The sequence below is a fragment of the Pseudomonas sp. TUM22785 genome (assembly GCF_028198105.1).
GTDB classification, from domain to species: domain Bacteria; phylum Pseudomonadota; class Gammaproteobacteria; order Pseudomonadales; family Pseudomonadaceae; genus Metapseudomonas; species Metapseudomonas solani.
This window is the reverse complement of record NZ_CP116239.1, coordinates 4,764,147-4,778,948: the sequence shown is the minus strand read 5'-3', so window position 1 is coordinate 4,778,948 and position 14,802 is coordinate 4,764,147. Positions and strand designations below refer to the sequence as shown.

The window sequence follows — 14,802 nt, the reverse complement described above, 5'->3', positions numbered from 1 at the left end:
CCACCAGGGCACTGGCAGGCCTTGCGGTTATGCGTAATCACTCAATGCGGAGTATCCGAACATGCCAAAGATGAAAACCAAGAGCGGTGCAGCCAAGCGTTTCCTCAAGACCGCTGCTGGCTACAAACACAAGCACGCTTTCAAGAGCCACATCCTGACCAAGATGTCCACCAAGCGTAAGCGTCAACTTCGCGGTAGCGAACTGATGCATCCGTCGGACAAAGCAAAAGTCGAGCGCATGCTGCGCGTTCGTTAATCGGTCAAGATATCTAGAGGAAGCTACTCATGGCTCGTGTTAAGCGCGGCGTTATCGCTCGCAAGCGTCACAAAAAGATTCTGAAACTCGCCAAAGGCTACTACGGCGCACGCAGCCGCGTGTTCCGCGTTGCCAAGCAGGCGGTGATCAAGGCTGGCCAATACGCCTACCGTGACCGTCGTCAGCGCAAACGTCAGTTCCGCGCTCTGTGGATCGCTCGTATCAACGCTGGTGCTCGTCTGAACGGTCTGTCCTACAGCCGTCTGATCGCTGGCCTGAAAAAAGCGGCCATCGAGATCGATCGCAAGGTTCTGGCCGATCTGGCAGTGAACGAAAAAGCGGCGTTTGCTGCGATTGTCGAGAAAGCGAAAGCCGTACTGGCTTAAGTCCCCGACAATCACCGGGCTATCCCGGTGCTGAACGTCACCAATAGGGGAAGAGCCTTGTGCTCTTCCCCTATTTCGTATCTGGAGTCTGTACATGGAAAATCTGGATGCGCTGGTCTCTCAAGCGCTTGAGGCAGTGCAAAACACCGACGACGTGAATGCCCTTGAGCAGATTCGCGTTCATTACCTTGGCAAGAAAGGCGAACTGACTCAGGTGATGAAGACCCTGGGCGACCTGCCGGCGGAAGAGCGCCCCAAAGTCGGCGCCCTGATCAACACCGCCAAGGAACGCGTACAAGACGCCCTGAATGCCCGCAAGGATTCGCTTGAGCAGGCCGCCCTCGGCGCCAAGCTCGCGGCCGAGCGCATCGACGTCACCCTGCCTGGTCGTGGCCAGGTCTCCGGCGGCCTGCACCCGGTCACCCGTACCCTGGAGCGCGTCGAGCAGTTCTTCACCCACATCGGCTACGGCATCGCCGAAGGCCCTGAGGTCGAAGACGACTATCACAACTTCGAAGCGCTCAACATCCCCGGCCACCACCCGGCCCGGGCGATGCACGACACCTTCTATTTCAACGCCAACATGCTGCTGCGTACCCACACCTCGCCGGTCCAGGTGCGCACCATGGAATCCCAGCAACCGCCGATCCGCATCGTCTGCCCGGGTCGTGTCTACCGTTGCGACTCGGATATCACCCACTCGCCGATGTTCCACCAGGTCGAAGGCCTGCTGGTCGACGAGGGCATCAGCTTCGCTGACCTCAAGGGCACCATCGAGGAATTCCTCCGCGTGTTCTTCGAGAAGGACCTCGGCGTGCGTTTCCGCCCGTCCTTCTTCCCCTTCACCGAGCCTTCGGCCGAAGTCGACATGCAATGCGTCATGTGCTCCGGCAAAGGTTGCCGCGTGTGCAAGCAGACCGGCTGGCTGGAAGTGATGGGTTGCGGCATGGTCCACCCCAACGTGCTGCGCATGTCCGGCATCGACCCGGAGAAGTACCAGGGCTTCGCCTTCGGCATGGGCGTCGAGCGTCTGGCCATGCTCCGCTATGGCGTCAACGACTTGCGCCTGTTCTTCGATAACGACCTGCGATTCCTCGCGCAATTCCGCTAGGCCGCGCCGTCAGAAACGAATGCCCCGTGCGTTGAGTGTTTTGTTGTAGCTGTGTAGCGAGCGCCCCGCCTCTGGTGGGGCCCGGTGAGAGAACCCGTCAGCGGGCTCACCGCCTCCCGCGTGAATGCGAGGGGGCGCGAAAGCCGACCACCCATGCACGTGGCCGAAACGAATCCTTAGGAGAGCTGGATGAAATTCAGTGAACAGTGGCTGCGGAGCTGGGTAAGCCCGCAGGTATCCCGCGACGAGCTGGTGGCCCGTCTGTCGATGGCCGGCCTGGAAGTGGACAGCGTCACCCCCGTTGCCGGCGCCTTCAGTGGCGTGGTCGTGGGTGAGGTGCTGAGCACCGAACAGCACCCCGACGCCGACAAGCTGCGCGTATGCCAGGTCAGCAACGGCAGCGAAACCTTCCAGGTAGTGTGTGGCGCGCCCAACGTGCGCCCTGGCCTGAAGATCCCCTTCGCCATGATCGGCGCCGAGCTGCCGGGCGACTTCAAGATCAAGAAAGCCAAGCTGCGCGGTGTCGAATCCTTCGGCATGCTCTGCTCGGCCAACGAACTGAAGATCAGCGAAGACCACGGTGGCCTCATGGAGCTCGCCGCCGATGCGCCGGTGGGTGAAGACTTCCGCCGCTACCTGGAGCTGGACGACGTCGTCATCGAGCTGGGCCTCACCCCCAACCGTGGTGACTGCCTCAACCTCTCCGGCCTCGCCCGCGAAGTCGGCGCGCTCTACGACGCCCCGGTCACCCGCCTGGCCATCGCCCCGGTCGCTCCGTCCCACGACGAAGTGCGCCCGGTCGAAGTCCTCGCGCCCAAGGCCTGCCCGCGCTACCTCGGCCGCGTGGTGCGCAATGTCGACCTCTCCAAGCCGACCCCGCTGTGGATGGTCGAGCGCCTGCGTCGCGCCGACGTGCGCAGCATCGACGCCGCCGTCGACATCACCAACTACGTGATGCTCGAACTCGGCCAGCCGATGCACGCCTTCGACCTCGCCGAAATCAACGGCGGCATCCGCGTGCGCATGGCGGAGGAGGGCGAGAAGATCGTCCTGCTCGACGGCCAGGAAGTCAGCCTGCGTGCCGACACCCTCGTCATCGCCGACCACACCCGCGCCCTGGCCATCGCCGGCGTAATGGGTGGCGAGCACAGCGGCGTCAGCGACAAGACCCGCGACCTGTTCCTCGAAGCCGCCTTCTTCGACACCATCGCCGTTGCCGGCAAGGCCCGTTCCTATGGCCTGCACACCGACTCCTCGCACCGCTTCGAGCGTGGCGTGGACTGGCAACTCGCCCGCGAAGCCATGGAGCGCGCCACCGCGCTGCTGCTGGACATCGTCGGCGGCGAAGCCGGCCCCATCATCGAAAGCGTCAGCGAAGCCAATTTGCCGAGCGTCGCCCCGGTCACCCTGCGTGCCGAGCGCATCGCCCAGATGCTGGGCATGGAAATGGACGCTGCCGAAGTCGAGCGCCTGCTCACCGCGCTAGGCCTGGGTGTCACCTCCGCTGGCCAGGGCCAATGGACGGTTGAAGTCCCCAGCCACCGCTTCGACATCAGCCTGGAAGTGGACCTGATCGAAGAGCTCGGCCGCCTCTACGGCTACAACCGCCTGCCGGTTCGCTACCCGCAAGCACGCCTGGCGCCCAAGGCTCGCTCCGAATCCGCCGTCGAGCTGCCGGCCCTGCGTCGCCTGCTGGTCGCCCGTGGCTACCAGGAAGCGATCACCTACAGCTTCATCGATCCCAAGCTGTTCGAGCTGTTCAACCCTGGCGTGCAGCCGCTGATGCTGGCCAACCCCATCTCCGCCGACATGGCCGCCATGCGCTCCTCCTTGTGGCCGGGCCTGGTCAAAGCGCTGCAGCACAACCTCAACCGCCAGCAGGGTCGCGTCCGCCTGTTCGAAAGTGGCCTGCGCTTCGTCGGCCAGCTGGAAGGGCTCAAGCAGGAAGCCATGCTCGCCGGCGTCGTCTGCGGCAAGCGCCTGCCCGAAGCCTGGGCCCACGGCCGTGACGGCGTGGACTTCTACGACGTGAAGGCCGACGTCGAAGCCCTGCTCGGCGCCGCCGGTGCGCTGGACGGTTTCGACTTCGTACCCGGTGAGCACCACGCCCTGCATCCGGGCCAGACCGCCCGCATCGAGCGTGACGGCCAACTGGTCGGCTACCTCGGCGCCATCCACCCCGAGCTGGCAAAAGCCCTGGACCTGGATCAGCCGGTCTACCTCTTCGAGCTGGTTCTGGCTGAAGTCATGCGCGGCCGCCTGCCCAAATTCCGCGAGCTTTCGCGCTTCCCCGAAGTGCGTCGCGACCTGGCCCTGCTGGTGGATCGCGAGGTGGCCGCCGAGGCCGTACTCGACACCATCCGCGAGGCGGCGGGCGAGTGGTTGACGGACCTCAGGCTATTTGACGTCTATCACGGTAAAGGTATTGATCCGCTTAGAAAAAGCCTGGCCGTCGGCTTGACCTGGCAGCATCCATCGCGCACTCTTAACGACGATGAGGTGAACACCACAACGCAGAACATCGTCACCTCGCTGGAAGAAAGGTTCAACGCCACGTTAAGGAAGTAGCGTATGGGGGCTCTGACGAAAGCTGAGATGGCTGAACGTCTGTACGAAGAGCTTGGCCTGAATAAACGGGAAGCCAAGGAACTGGTGGAGCTGTTTTTCGAGGAAATCCGTCAGGCGCTGGAGCATAACGAACAGGTCAAGTTGTCGGGTTTCGGCAACTTCGATCTGCGGGATAAGCGTCAGCGTCCGGGGCGGAACCCGAAGACAGGAGAGGAAATCCCGATCACGGCTCGCCGTGTCGTGACGTTCCGTCCGGGGCAGAAACTGAAAGCCAGAGTCGAAGCTTATGCTGGAACCAAGTCATAACGACGAATTGCCGACAATCCCCGGCAAGCGTTACTTCACTATTGGCGAGGTCAGCGAGCTCTGCGCAGTCAAGCCCCACGTGCTGCGTTACTGGGAGCAGGAATTTCCCCAGCTCAACCCGGTAAAGCGGCGCGGCAACCGGCGCTACTACCAGCGCCAGGATGTGCTGATGATTCGGCAGATCCGGGCGCTGCTATACGACCAGGGCTTTACCATCGGCGGGGCGCGCCAGCGTCTCTCCGGTGACGAAGCGAAGGACGACACCACCCAATACAAGCAGCTCATCCGGCAGACCATCGCCGAGCTTGAAGACGTCCTCATGGTTCTGCGTAAGTAAAAAAACCTGAAAAAAACCTTCCACAATTCAAACGCTTAAAGTATAGTTCGCTCCGTTCCGCAAAGCGGGGCAAGCAACAAAGTCGGGGCGTAGCGCAGCCTGGTAGCGCACTTGCATGGGGTGCAAGGGGTCGAGTGTTCGAATCACTCCGTCCCGACCAAAAAACCCTAGAAAATCCAGTCACTTAACGGTGGCTGGATTTTTTTATGGTCGATGGTTTTTGAATATCTCTGAATTTTGCCCCACTTTTTACCCCACCGCTGAAAATGGCATGGCGGAAAGGGGATAGAGGCGTTAGCTCATCTGCTGCTGCAGGAGATGAAGTCGGCGAACAGAAAGAGTTGCTGACACAGCCCCACGAACTGCCGACAAACGCCGCGTATGGCCTTGCCGTTGTCCTTGCGGAAGTTGGCGTTGGTCTTGAAGTCCGGCATCAAACACCAAGTCAGCCGTATCAGCTCGATGTTGCGCTGAGCCTCTCGCTCAAGGTGGCGACTGGATTGGATGCGATTGGAGTAGCCGTAGATGTAGATCTTCAGCCGGTCGGGAGGATGGTAGGCGGCTGACTAGTTTCAGCTAGGACAACACCCTCGAAGCCCAGTTGGGCAAGGTCGAGTCCATCGACGAAAACATCAACCTCTCGCCCCGGGTTGGTGTCCGCCACGTAGTCATCCAGGCTCTCGGGAAGCAGCGCGCTTTGGCCTTGATGCTTTCCCTGGATAAAACGCTTCATCGGCATCCCCCACTGATTTAAACCCATCAAACCACAGCAATGTCGATGCCAGCGCTTTTACACAGCCTGGGCCGGAAGTTGACGCTGGTGACAGGCACCTATCACTTGGGTATTGGCTGATGCATTCGAATTACCGATACTGCCAAACGGCCAGCATGGCTTTAGAGGGAGTCGAGGTGATGGCAAGGAAGCGTAGGCGCAGCAGCAAGTCCGGTTTATCTGGAGTGATGGTTCTGGGCGCCATAGTGATCGGGCTGCTTGCTTCCATTCCCAAGGGTGTGTGGGTTGTCTTGGGAGGAGTAGCCATTATTGGTATGGGTGGGTGGCTGATCATCAAGGCTTTCAGCAAACCACCAGCCGTATCTTCGCCACCGACTAAGCAGCCGCTCCGTCGAGAGGTCGCTCGTTCAAGCTCCTCTGATGCCCCCACGAACACGGGTCTGACGTTCTCTTTGGACGAGGTTTTTCCTCTAGGTGAGCCGTCTGTATCGGCTCAGGTCTCGGCCTCGCCCCAGCAGGTTTCGGCAAAGCGGGACAGCTCTGGTTTCTTTACCGTAACACTGGAGGTCGCTGAGCGGCCTTCCCACCGAATTCCGAGTGCGCCGGCGGACCTGGCTGGTGCCAAGGTGCGCTGGCTTTCCGCTGGCGAACCCATTGAGGTTGCTGGCGAGAAGATCTCTGGCGGCTTGATCTATGTCGGTGAAGATCGAAACAGCCGCTATGGATCTTCGGAACCCTCACTGATCAACCCGAAGCTGAAGGTCGCACGGGGCATCGTTGATATTGCTGAGCGTCTCACTTCCTACTGGCCCAGTTACGACAACATCACCCCTGAGGCTCGGCGCGCATACCTGCAATGGCTATCCAGTGGTCGGAAGGCTCCGCATGCCAACATTGGCTACGTGTTCCTGTTCTTCTATGGACTGGAACGCAGGGTATTCGTCGATGCGAAGACGAATCAGGCTGCCGCCGCCGAGATACCTAGCATTATTGCCGAGGTCGAAAGACTGCTTTCGATCTACGACGAGAACCATTCGTTCAATACCTATGCCAGTCGCTTCGTAGACTTCCTCCGTCAAGGTCAAGTGCTTGCCCGCCGTTATCAAAAGGCGCCGCCGATGCCGTTGTCTTATGGCTATGAAATGCCCATAGAGCTACGGATTGGCCTGGGCCAGTTGGCTGCTGACAAGCAGCCAATGCCGGCTGACTGGGCGTTGGCCTGGGTGCTGTCTGATCACAGCATCGGGAAGCGGACACCTGTAACCCGCTGTAAAGAAGCGTTCGCTCAGTTGTTCTGCACGCGCTACGAGGAACGTTATGGCGCCGGTATGGTGCTCCCTCAGAACAAGACCCGTCTGAGACTTCAATACAACACCGCTTCTGCGGGGCTACCACCCCAAGAGCTGGATGGTTTATCCGGTCTTCCTGATGTCACTGCGACCAGTGCAGCTCGAAAGAAGCTGCAGCAGTTGGTTGACGAATGCACGGTGCAGTTGGAGCCCTACAGTCGTTATCTCGGTCGCAACCCCAGCAATCCTGATGCGCTAGAAGGGCTGTTACAGCTGCCTGTAAACCTGTGGCCGCCAGCAGCTCGAACAGCGCTCGACGAACTGAAGCAACGCATCGGCGACGGTATGGTGGTCATGAGCTTCGGTGAGCTGGCAGGGCGACTGCAGAGTGCAGGTAGCCTGTCGCGAGACAAGGTTCTGACGCTCGCCCGCGCGCTGGAATCATTGCACATCGGTATCGAGCCGGATGTTCTGGCAGGCAGTCGAACACCCAAGGCAGAGGATAATGTGGCGCTCTTTGCGACCCAGGCTGAAGATGGTGATCTGCGGTCTTCGCCGGCGTATAGCGCAGCCTCTGTTACGTTGGAACTTGCCTGTGCTGTGGCGGCGGCCGATGGTGACACGTCGCCGCAGGAAATTATGCTGCTATCCCAGCATATCGACTCTTGGAGTCACCTGAGCGGTGCTCATCGGAAACGCCTGAAGGCGCACCTGCGTCTGCAGCTTAACCAGCCGCCAACCCTGCAAAGTCTGAAGAAGAAACTGGAGCCCCTGGCCGAGCCGGCGAAGAGGGTTGTGGCGGCTTTTCTCGCTCACTTGGCGCAGGTCGACGGCGAGGTTAGCCCCGCAGAGGTGAAGTTGCTGGAGCGCGTCTACAAGACCCTGCAGCTGGATCCGCAATCGCTATACAGCGACCTTCATGTGGCCGCCAGTGGTAGCCCCGTTGGCTCATCGCAGACAACGCCTTCCATACCCGGAGCAACTCCGTCCAAGCCCGTTGGTGGATTTGTTCTGGACCAAGAGCGCATCGCTCAGTTGCAGCGTGAAACGGAGCAGGTATCCGCGCTGCTGGCTCAGGTTTTCGTTGATGACAAGTCTGTTGAGTCGGATGAGGTCGTTGTCGAAGAGACCGTCGAGGATACTTCCTCCATCTGTGGATTGGACGCCGATCACTCAGCCTTCCTGCGTGTACTCGTATCCCGTACCGAGTGGGCTCGCGACGAGTTGGAGGCGGTTGCAAGCGATATGGAGCTCATGCTCGATGGAGCATTGGAGCAGATCAACGACATGGCCTTCGAGCATTTCGATATGCCAGTCACCGAGGGGGAAGACCCCTTCGAAATCAACCCTGAAATCATGGACAAACTACCGCTATGAGCAGCATCAGAGCCAAGGACCGCGATGCGGTCATCCAGTCCCTGCGCGCCGGCGTCGTTCCCCGTGCCGGCCAGCACTTGATTCAGGTGGGGCGTGTCGGTGAGCTGGAGGCGCTCATCCGTGATGTGGAGCGCCTCGCGGAAAGTGGTTCCGCGTTCCGCGTAGTGATCGGTGAATATGGCGCAGGCAAGACGTTCTTCCTCAACCTGGTTCGCTCTATTGCGATGGAGCGCAAGCTCGTCACCATGCATGCGGATCTGAACCCGGATCGTCGTCTCCATGCTACTGGCGGCCAGGCTCGCTCGCTGTATGCCGAATTGGCCAAGAATATGTCCACCCGGACTAAGCCTGATGGCGGCGCTCTGCAAGGAATAGTCGAGAAGTTCATTGCACAGACCAAAACGGAAGCCAAAGCGTCCGGCAAAGACAGTGAGGCTGTGATTCGTGAGCATCTCGAGCAACTGACAGAGATGGTCAACGGCTATGACTTTGCTGATGTAATCGCGGCTTATTGCAAAGGCTTCGAAGAGGGCAACGAGCAGCTCAAGGCGGATGCTATCCGCTGGTTGCGTGGCGAGTTCACTACTAGGACAGATGCCCGCACCGCACTGGGTGTGCGAACCATCGTCGACGATGCGTCGGTCTACGATCAGCTCAAGTTGCTCGCGCGATTCGTTCGGTTGGCCGGCTTTAGCGGATTGATGGTATGTCTCGATGAGCTGGTGAACCTGTACAAGCTCTCCAACACCCAAGCCCGCAACGCTAACTACGAGCAGATTTTGCGTATCCTCAATGACTCCCTGCAGGGTTCCGCTGAGGGGCTTGGTTTTGTGTTGGGTGGTACCCCCGAGTTTCTCATGGATACTCGCCGCGGCCTCTACAGCTATCCGGCTCTGCAGTCGCGTTTGGCGGAAAACAATTTCGCCAAGTCCGGGTTAGTAGATCTGTCCGGCCCTGTCATACGCCTCACCAGTCTGACTCCTGAGGATTTCTACGTGCTGCTGCAGAAGCTGCGTCATGTATATGCGGCAGGCGTGAGCGAGCGCTATTTGTTACCCGACGAAGCATTGCCGCTGTTTATGGCCCACTGCAACCAGCGGATGGGCGAGGCCTACTTCCGGACCCCGCGGACGACCATCACCGCATTCATCAACCTGCTAGCGGTGCTGGAGCAGAATCCGGGCGCTGATTGGCGAACCCTGCTGGGGGCCGTAGAGATTGCACCGGATCGAGGTGGTGAGACTGATACCCAGGTAGATGCGGACGATGAGCTTGCCACCTTCCAGCTCTGAGTCGGCTGGGTTCGCACTCCTTGAGCCGCGAATCCAACGCTGGATATGGTCTGAAGGCTGGACCTCCCTACGCGATGCCCAGGAGCGCGCTATCCCTGCGCTTTTGGGCGCGGATCAGGATGTCATCATCGCGGCGGCTACAGCTGCAGGGAAAACCGAAGCCGCGTTTCTACCCATCCTTACCAATCTCCTGCAGGACACGGAAAGGCCTGGGGCGGTGCTTTACATAAGCCCACTAAAGGCTCTCATCAATGACCAGTGGGATCGTTTGGCGAGACTTTGCGATGAGCTTGAACTTCCAGTCATTGCTTGGCATGGGGATATCTCAGCGAGCCGCAAACATCGCTTCCTCAAGTCCCCGGAAGGCATTCTGCTGATCACGCCGGAGTCGCTCGAAGCTCTTTTCGTCAACAGGGGGACCAGTCTAGCGGGATTGTTTGCCAACCTACGGTACCTGGTGGTGGATGAGCTCCATGCCTTTATCGGTAGTGAGCGAGGCAAGCAGCTACAGTCACTCATGCATCGAGTGGAAACAATCATTGACCGCCCCCTGCCCAGGGTTGGTCTTTCCGCCACGCTGGGCGACATGATGCTGGCCGCTGCCTTTTTGCGTCCCAATGCCCCTCATCATGTGTCGGTGATCGAGTCTAAGGGGAGTGGCCAGATACTTAAGGTTCAGATCAGAGGGTATGTGGAGTCCAAGCAGGCGCTCCCGATACAGCCTGAAGATGATGAGGTTTTTTCTCCGGACCATGCCATCGCAGAGCACCTCTTTCAGGTACTACGGGGCAGCAACAACCTGATCTTCCCCAACAGTCGAACTCAGGTGGAGTGGTTCGCTGACAATCTGCGGCGCCGTTGCGAGCAGGATGGTGTACCGAACGAGTTCTGGCCGCATCACGGCAGCTTGGCGAAGGACATTCGAGAGGAAACCGAGAAAGCGCTGAAAGCCGGTGACCGGCCTGCCACTGCAGTTTGCACTACGACGTTGGAGCTTGGGGTCGATATCGGCAGCATCAAGACGGTGGTGCAGATCGGGGCGCCGCCATCGGTAGCCAGTTTGCGTCAGCGCTTGGGTCGATCCGGACGTCGCCCGGGAGAAGCAGCTATTCTCCGAAGTTACTGCAAGGAGCGTCAGCTAGACGATGGCTCGCCATTGTCGGATCGACTCCGCCAGGGCTTGGTGCAAAGCATTGCCATGATCAGGTTGTTGATGCAGGGCTGGTTCGAGCCCCCACGCGTTCAGGGCCTTCATTTATCGACCTTAGTGCAGCAGTGTCTCTCAGTGATAGCTCAACGAGGGGGCGCAACAGCTGCGGAGCTTTGGAGCACCTTGATACGAAGTGGTCCGTTCGCAGGGGTGGAGCAGGGCAGCTTCCTCAGTTTGCTTCGTGCCCTCGGTGAGCGCGATTTGATAACCCAGGAAACATCAGGGCTCCTGCTGCCCGGCGTGGTGGGGGAACGCATGATCAACCACTACGACTTCTACAGTGCATTTGTCAGCAATGAAGAGTTCCGCCTGGTATGCGATGGCAAACCACTTGGAGCATTGCCCGTCTCCAGGCCACTAACCGTTGATCAGCGCATCATCTTTGCAGGACGGCGCTGGCGGGTCACGAATGTGGACACTGATGCCAAGGTCATCGTCGTGAGATCCGATCCAGGTGGTGCTCCGCCATCCTTCGACGGGCTTGGAGCCCGTGTACATGATCGGGTTCGGCAAGAGATGAAGGCCGTCTTGTTGGAGACGGACGTCTACCCCTATCTCGATGCTACGGCACAGGAACTACTGGCCCAGGCACGTAGCGCCTTCTCGGACCTTGGGCTGGCACATTCGAGCATGACCGAAAGCGGAGGCAAGACTTACCTTTTCACCTGGCAAGGCGATTGGACGAACGATGCCCTGGCTATCTTGCTGACGTACACCGGGCTAGCCAGTGAGAACAGTGGGTTGGTCATTGAGGTTGATGGTGATCGGACGTCGCTTGAAAACAAGCTGCGCGAGATTGCCGAGTGGGATGGTATTGATGAATCCAGTGTTCTGGCGGATGTACAGAACATGGTTCAAGAGAAATGGGATTGGGTGCTTCCTCCAGCGTTACTCATGCAGTCATATGCAACGATGCAGCTGGACTTGGGGGGAGCAAAGGCATTGGCGTTGGGGCTGGTGAGCCAGTCCACGGTGACGGTTTGACGTTTAACTTATTCACGTGAAGTCTGCTTTCGGCGATTCTGTTGAAAAATTCGATGTGCGACAGCGCTGCTTGTTCGCAGCCTTAAAAGCGTCCATATCGAGCGTTTCCACGTGAAATTTAGAGCATCGATTTAGGAAGTAGGAAGCTTTGAGTTCGTTTGAGCGCAACGGAAAACCCACGGGAGCGAGCAGCACCCCCGTAAGGGAGCATCGTCATCCTGTAGCAAAAGCAACTGAGTGGCTTTTAGGAGTCGTTGGATTTGAGCAGGTTTCCGCATTACTAAGGGGTTACTCGCTCGGATATGACGCGGGTCTCAGGGAGGCTCGACTGCGCGCCAAAATCGAGGTTGCCCAAAAAACTAACGCTGCCAGTGCTGCGCCATCAAGTACTCTCTTTAGCGATACTCGCCTTGAGATCACTGCTCAGATGGAAGCCTTAATCAAGGCCGATGTTGCATCGCGCATACCAAAGGAGGAGCAGCCATCTGAAGATCAGTGGAAGCTTATCCTGTCTCGTACTCCCACTACCTCCGTGATCGCAGGTGCCGGTAGTGGTAAGTCGACAACTATGGTGCTTCGCCTAGTCGTTCTCAGGCACTACCTTGGGATTCAGTTTTCGAGCATTACCGTGGTGACTTTCACAAGGGAGTCGAAACGTGATTTTGCCGAGAAGCTTCGCAAGGTTTTCTTGCTTTGGGGCCATGATGTTTCGGTGAAGCAGTCGGAACGGATCGTTCGAACGTTTCACTCTCGAATACTTTCATTCGCCCGATGCCTTCCTGGGCTGACAGGTGTCCAGCCTTTCGAGTTTTTGAAAGACCGGGTAGAGACAGACAACAAACACCAAGAGCTGGCTGTTGAGGAGTTATCCGCGTCTGAGTCACACGAGGCTGGGGTGCCGGTAATTAGAGATAATTGGGGGGGCGAGGATGATCTTGATGAGGATCTCGAAGAGCCAGACACGCCTGTTATTCAGCTAAAACTGAATCTGCGGCAGATCGGTTTGCTACGCCAAGTTTACTCGGATCTTTACAGGGAAAATTCAGTTTTCAAGAAGTTGATCCTAAACCTGTACATTCGTAGCATTTCCCTCCGCCCCTTAGACTCCACGGCCCTCGAGGTGGCTGCACAACTGGCCAAATCAGGTCGTCAGGCATACTTTGATGATGCACTGTGCGTCAAGATGGCCGAGCTTTGGAGCGCTGCTGGGAAATGGCCGATAGATGGGATTGATCCCGCCGGGAAGTTAATCCAGCTAGGCGGCCAGAAGCTTCGAGCTGACGGATACATTGAGGCCTTGGACGCCTACGTCTTGCTCGGGTTAGATGAGAGTGAGCCGAAAGACCTCGCGATCGAAAATCGCAAATCTTGGCTACAGCAGGATCTGGCCAAAAAGCAGCTGCTCTTCCAAGTCCACTCCACGCGGCCAGTTCTCTTACTGAACAGCTACCACGAAGCAAGTAAGTCGATTGAAGAGCTCAAAGGCTCTATGACCTCCTGCCCTGTATTCGATTACAAAGTGAAGGGGGAGTTATCCGCTAGCCACATACTTGAAGCCTTTTACTCTGCGGCTTCGTTCATTGAGAACCTTGGGCTGGATGTTGAGCATGCCGTTAAAAATATGCAGCTCCCCCAACGAGATCTGGACAAAATTTTCTTCGAGGCCCTTGGGATCTTTTGGCGTCGCTTCAATCAGCAGCTGAAGGATACGAGCCCGCCGATTATGACATTCAATACCATGTTCGCTCTGTTCAACGAGCAGAATCAGGATAGCTTTCAGTATGTGCCTGACGGTGTCCTACGGCCCATGACAACCCTTCTGATCGACGAGTTTCAAGACGTCGGTGCGAACACTATGTCATGGGTAAAAGCGACCTTCGCTGAAATTGGCCGGCGAGAACTGCAACCTGAGACGCGTGGGGTTCCATCACACCCATCCCTGATTGCGGTTGGAGACGATTGGCAAAGCATCTACGGTTGGAGGGGGAGCTCTCCAGAGTTCTTTGTCGACTTCGACAAACATTTCACGGCGCTGAATTCAACTCGCGTCATCATGAATGAGAACTACCGCTCCCACCAATGGATCATCGATGCTGCTGAATCGCTGGTCGCCAAAACCGCTCTTTTCGAGAATAAAAGCGGAATCGCAGCTAACGAAAAAGTCACTCGGCATCGCGAGCCCGTCTGCGTCTTCCCCTTCGATCCTGAGGATTGGAAAGGGAATGTCAAAGGAACGCAAAACTCATCGGGTCGCGGATGTGCTATCGCTCAGGGTAACGATCTGAATAAGCACCAGATAGAGGCAGGTGGCTTGATCGAGGGGCCGCAACAGTCGGCAAATGGCACGGTGCTGAGCTGTCCTCCTGTAACACCTGAGGTCCTAGCTGACTTGGTGCGAAAGCATTATGAGCAGGGAGATAGCATTCTGATCCTTTATAGAACCAGGAAATATCGGAAAGCTCTGCAGGCCGCTACCGCTGATTTGATTGCGCGGTCAAAGGAAGAGGATCGTGAGAAAGACCTGATGTTCCTGACGTATCACGCCTCAAAGGGACTGCAGGCCAAAGCCGTTTTCTTGCTGGGCGACTGCGAGACCAAAACGAGTTCACCTTACAAGAATGACATTTTGCGGCAGGCGCGCATGGGGGCACAGGGAGATGCTCGACCTTATGATTCGGCTCAGGACGAAGAGGCACTGCGCACGGCATACGTCGCTGTCACACGTGCCATCACGTACTGCTATTGGTTCGTCGAGGTAAGCGGCAAGGGGGGGGAGGGACGGGTAAAAGCGAGCAAGCTGATTGATGCAGCAAGGGAGTATTGGCGGGTCTATCGCGCAGATAATTGAGGCTTCACCTGAATTGCCCCAGATTTCCTAGAGATCTTGAGTCGTCAAATAGCAGTTGCTGATTGCTGCTGCGTCAAATAGGCACTCCCAGACGTGGTCGGTCGC

Annotated in this window: 10 protein-coding genes, 1 tRNA gene and 1 pseudogene; 11 read left to right on the top strand and 1 reads right to left on the bottom strand. The window is 57.9% G+C overall.

What is annotated here, in order from left to right:
* Positions 1-61 precede the first annotated feature (61 nt).
* The 7 genes from rpmI (at position 62) to PI990_RS21505 (ending at position 5,124) form a co-directional block, all read left to right on the top strand.
* Positions 62-256 (top strand): 50S ribosomal protein L35, encoded by a 195-nt coding sequence (rpmI, locus tag PI990_RS21535; protein ID WP_021701550.1) that lies wholly within the window; start codon positions 62-64, stop codon positions 254-256.
* A gap of 29 nt (positions 257-285) precedes the next feature.
* A complete protein-coding gene (gene rplT, locus PI990_RS21530; RefSeq protein WP_004422590.1) occupies positions 286-642 on the top strand; it encodes a 50S ribosomal protein L20 in 357 nt (118 codons plus the stop codon).
* A 94-nt stretch (positions 643-736) separates the two neighbouring features.
* Positions 737-1,753, top strand: coding sequence for a phenylalanine--tRNA ligase subunit alpha (gene pheS / locus PI990_RS21525; protein ID WP_043243027.1), 1,017 nt, complete (start codon positions 737-739; stop codon positions 1,751-1,753).
* A gap of 189 nt (positions 1,754-1,942) precedes the next feature.
* Positions 1,943-4,321: a phenylalanine--tRNA ligase subunit beta gene (gene pheT / locus PI990_RS21520; RefSeq protein WP_271658429.1), complete on the top strand. Its 2,379-nt coding sequence runs from the start codon at positions 1,943-1,945 to the stop codon at positions 4,319-4,321.
* 3 nt (positions 4,322-4,324) lie between these two features.
* The gene (gene ihfA / locus PI990_RS21515; RefSeq protein WP_003282572.1) at positions 4,325-4,627 is read left to right on the top strand and encodes an integration host factor subunit alpha; all 303 of its coding nucleotides are present in this window, start codon (positions 4,325-4,327) and stop codon (positions 4,625-4,627) included.
* Positions 4,608-4,964, top strand: a complete 357-nt coding sequence (locus PI990_RS21510) for a MerR family transcriptional regulator (protein ID WP_031286878.1) — start codon at positions 4,608-4,610, stop codon at positions 4,962-4,964. The genes ihfA and PI990_RS21510 overlap by 20 nt, the downstream gene beginning before the upstream one ends.
* 83 nt (positions 4,965-5,047) lie before the next feature.
* A tRNA-Pro gene (locus PI990_RS21505) sits at positions 5,048-5,124 on the top strand.
* Positions 5,125-5,287: 163 nt separating this feature from the next.
* On the opposite strand, the pseudogene PI990_RS21500 reads toward PI990_RS21505, so the two are convergent.
* Positions 5,288-5,697, bottom strand: a pseudogene (locus PI990_RS21500) (transposase); the annotation flags it as partial.
* A gap of 179 nt (positions 5,698-5,876) precedes the next feature.
* Here PI990_RS21500 and PI990_RS21495 point away from each other — a divergent pair.
* The 4 genes from PI990_RS21495 to PI990_RS21480 all read left to right on the top strand — a co-directional run bounded on the left by PI990_RS21495 (position 5,877) and on the right by PI990_RS21480 (position 14,697).
* Complete coding sequence (locus PI990_RS21495) at positions 5,877-8,363, top strand: tellurite resistance TerB family protein (protein WP_271661336.1); 2,487 nt, start codon at positions 5,877-5,879, stop codon at positions 8,361-8,363.
* On the top strand, positions 8,360-9,655 hold the full coding sequence (locus tag PI990_RS21490) for an ATP-binding protein (RefSeq protein WP_271658428.1): 1,296 nt from the start codon (positions 8,360-8,362) through the stop codon (positions 9,653-9,655). Before PI990_RS21495 ends, PI990_RS21490 begins: the two co-directional genes overlap by 4 nt.
* Positions 9,630-11,849, top strand: a complete 2,220-nt coding sequence (locus PI990_RS21485) for a DEAD/DEAH box helicase (RefSeq protein WP_271658427.1) — start codon at positions 9,630-9,632, stop codon at positions 11,847-11,849. Before PI990_RS21490 ends, PI990_RS21485 begins: the two co-directional genes overlap by 26 nt.
* A gap of 148 nt (positions 11,850-11,997) precedes the next feature.
* Positions 11,998-14,697: a UvrD-helicase domain-containing protein gene (locus PI990_RS21480; RefSeq protein WP_271658426.1), complete on the top strand. Its 2,700-nt coding sequence runs from the start codon at positions 11,998-12,000 to the stop codon at positions 14,695-14,697.
* Positions 14,698-14,802: the final 105 nt, after the last annotated feature.

Bases quoted from the DNA above. Each gene is read 5' to 3' on its own strand.
- rpmI (WP_021701550.1), top strand. From the start codon at position 62: ATGCCAAAGATGAAAACCAAGAGCGGTGCAGCCAAGCGTTTCCTCAAG.
- rplT (WP_004422590.1), top strand. From the start codon at position 286: ATGGCTCGTGTTAAGCGCGGCGTTATCGCTCGCAAGCGTCACAAAAAG.
- pheS (WP_043243027.1), top strand. From the start codon at position 737: ATGGAAAATCTGGATGCGCTGGTCTCTCAAGCGCTTGAGGCAGTGCAA.
- pheT (WP_271658429.1), top strand. From the start codon at position 1,943: ATGAAATTCAGTGAACAGTGGCTGCGGAGCTGGGTAAGCCCGCAGGTA.
- ihfA (WP_003282572.1), top strand. From the start codon at position 4,325: ATGGGGGCTCTGACGAAAGCTGAGATGGCTGAACGTCTGTACGAAGAG.
- PI990_RS21510 (WP_031286878.1), top strand. From the start codon at position 4,608: ATGCTGGAACCAAGTCATAACGACGAATTGCCGACAATCCCCGGCAAG.
- PI990_RS21495 (WP_271661336.1), top strand. From the start codon at position 5,877: ATGGCAAGGAAGCGTAGGCGCAGCAGCAAGTCCGGTTTATCTGGAGTG.
- PI990_RS21490 (WP_271658428.1), top strand. From the start codon at position 8,360: ATGAGCAGCATCAGAGCCAAGGACCGCGATGCGGTCATCCAGTCCCTG.
- PI990_RS21485 (WP_271658427.1), top strand. From the start codon at position 9,630: ATGAGCTTGCCACCTTCCAGCTCTGAGTCGGCTGGGTTCGCACTCCTT.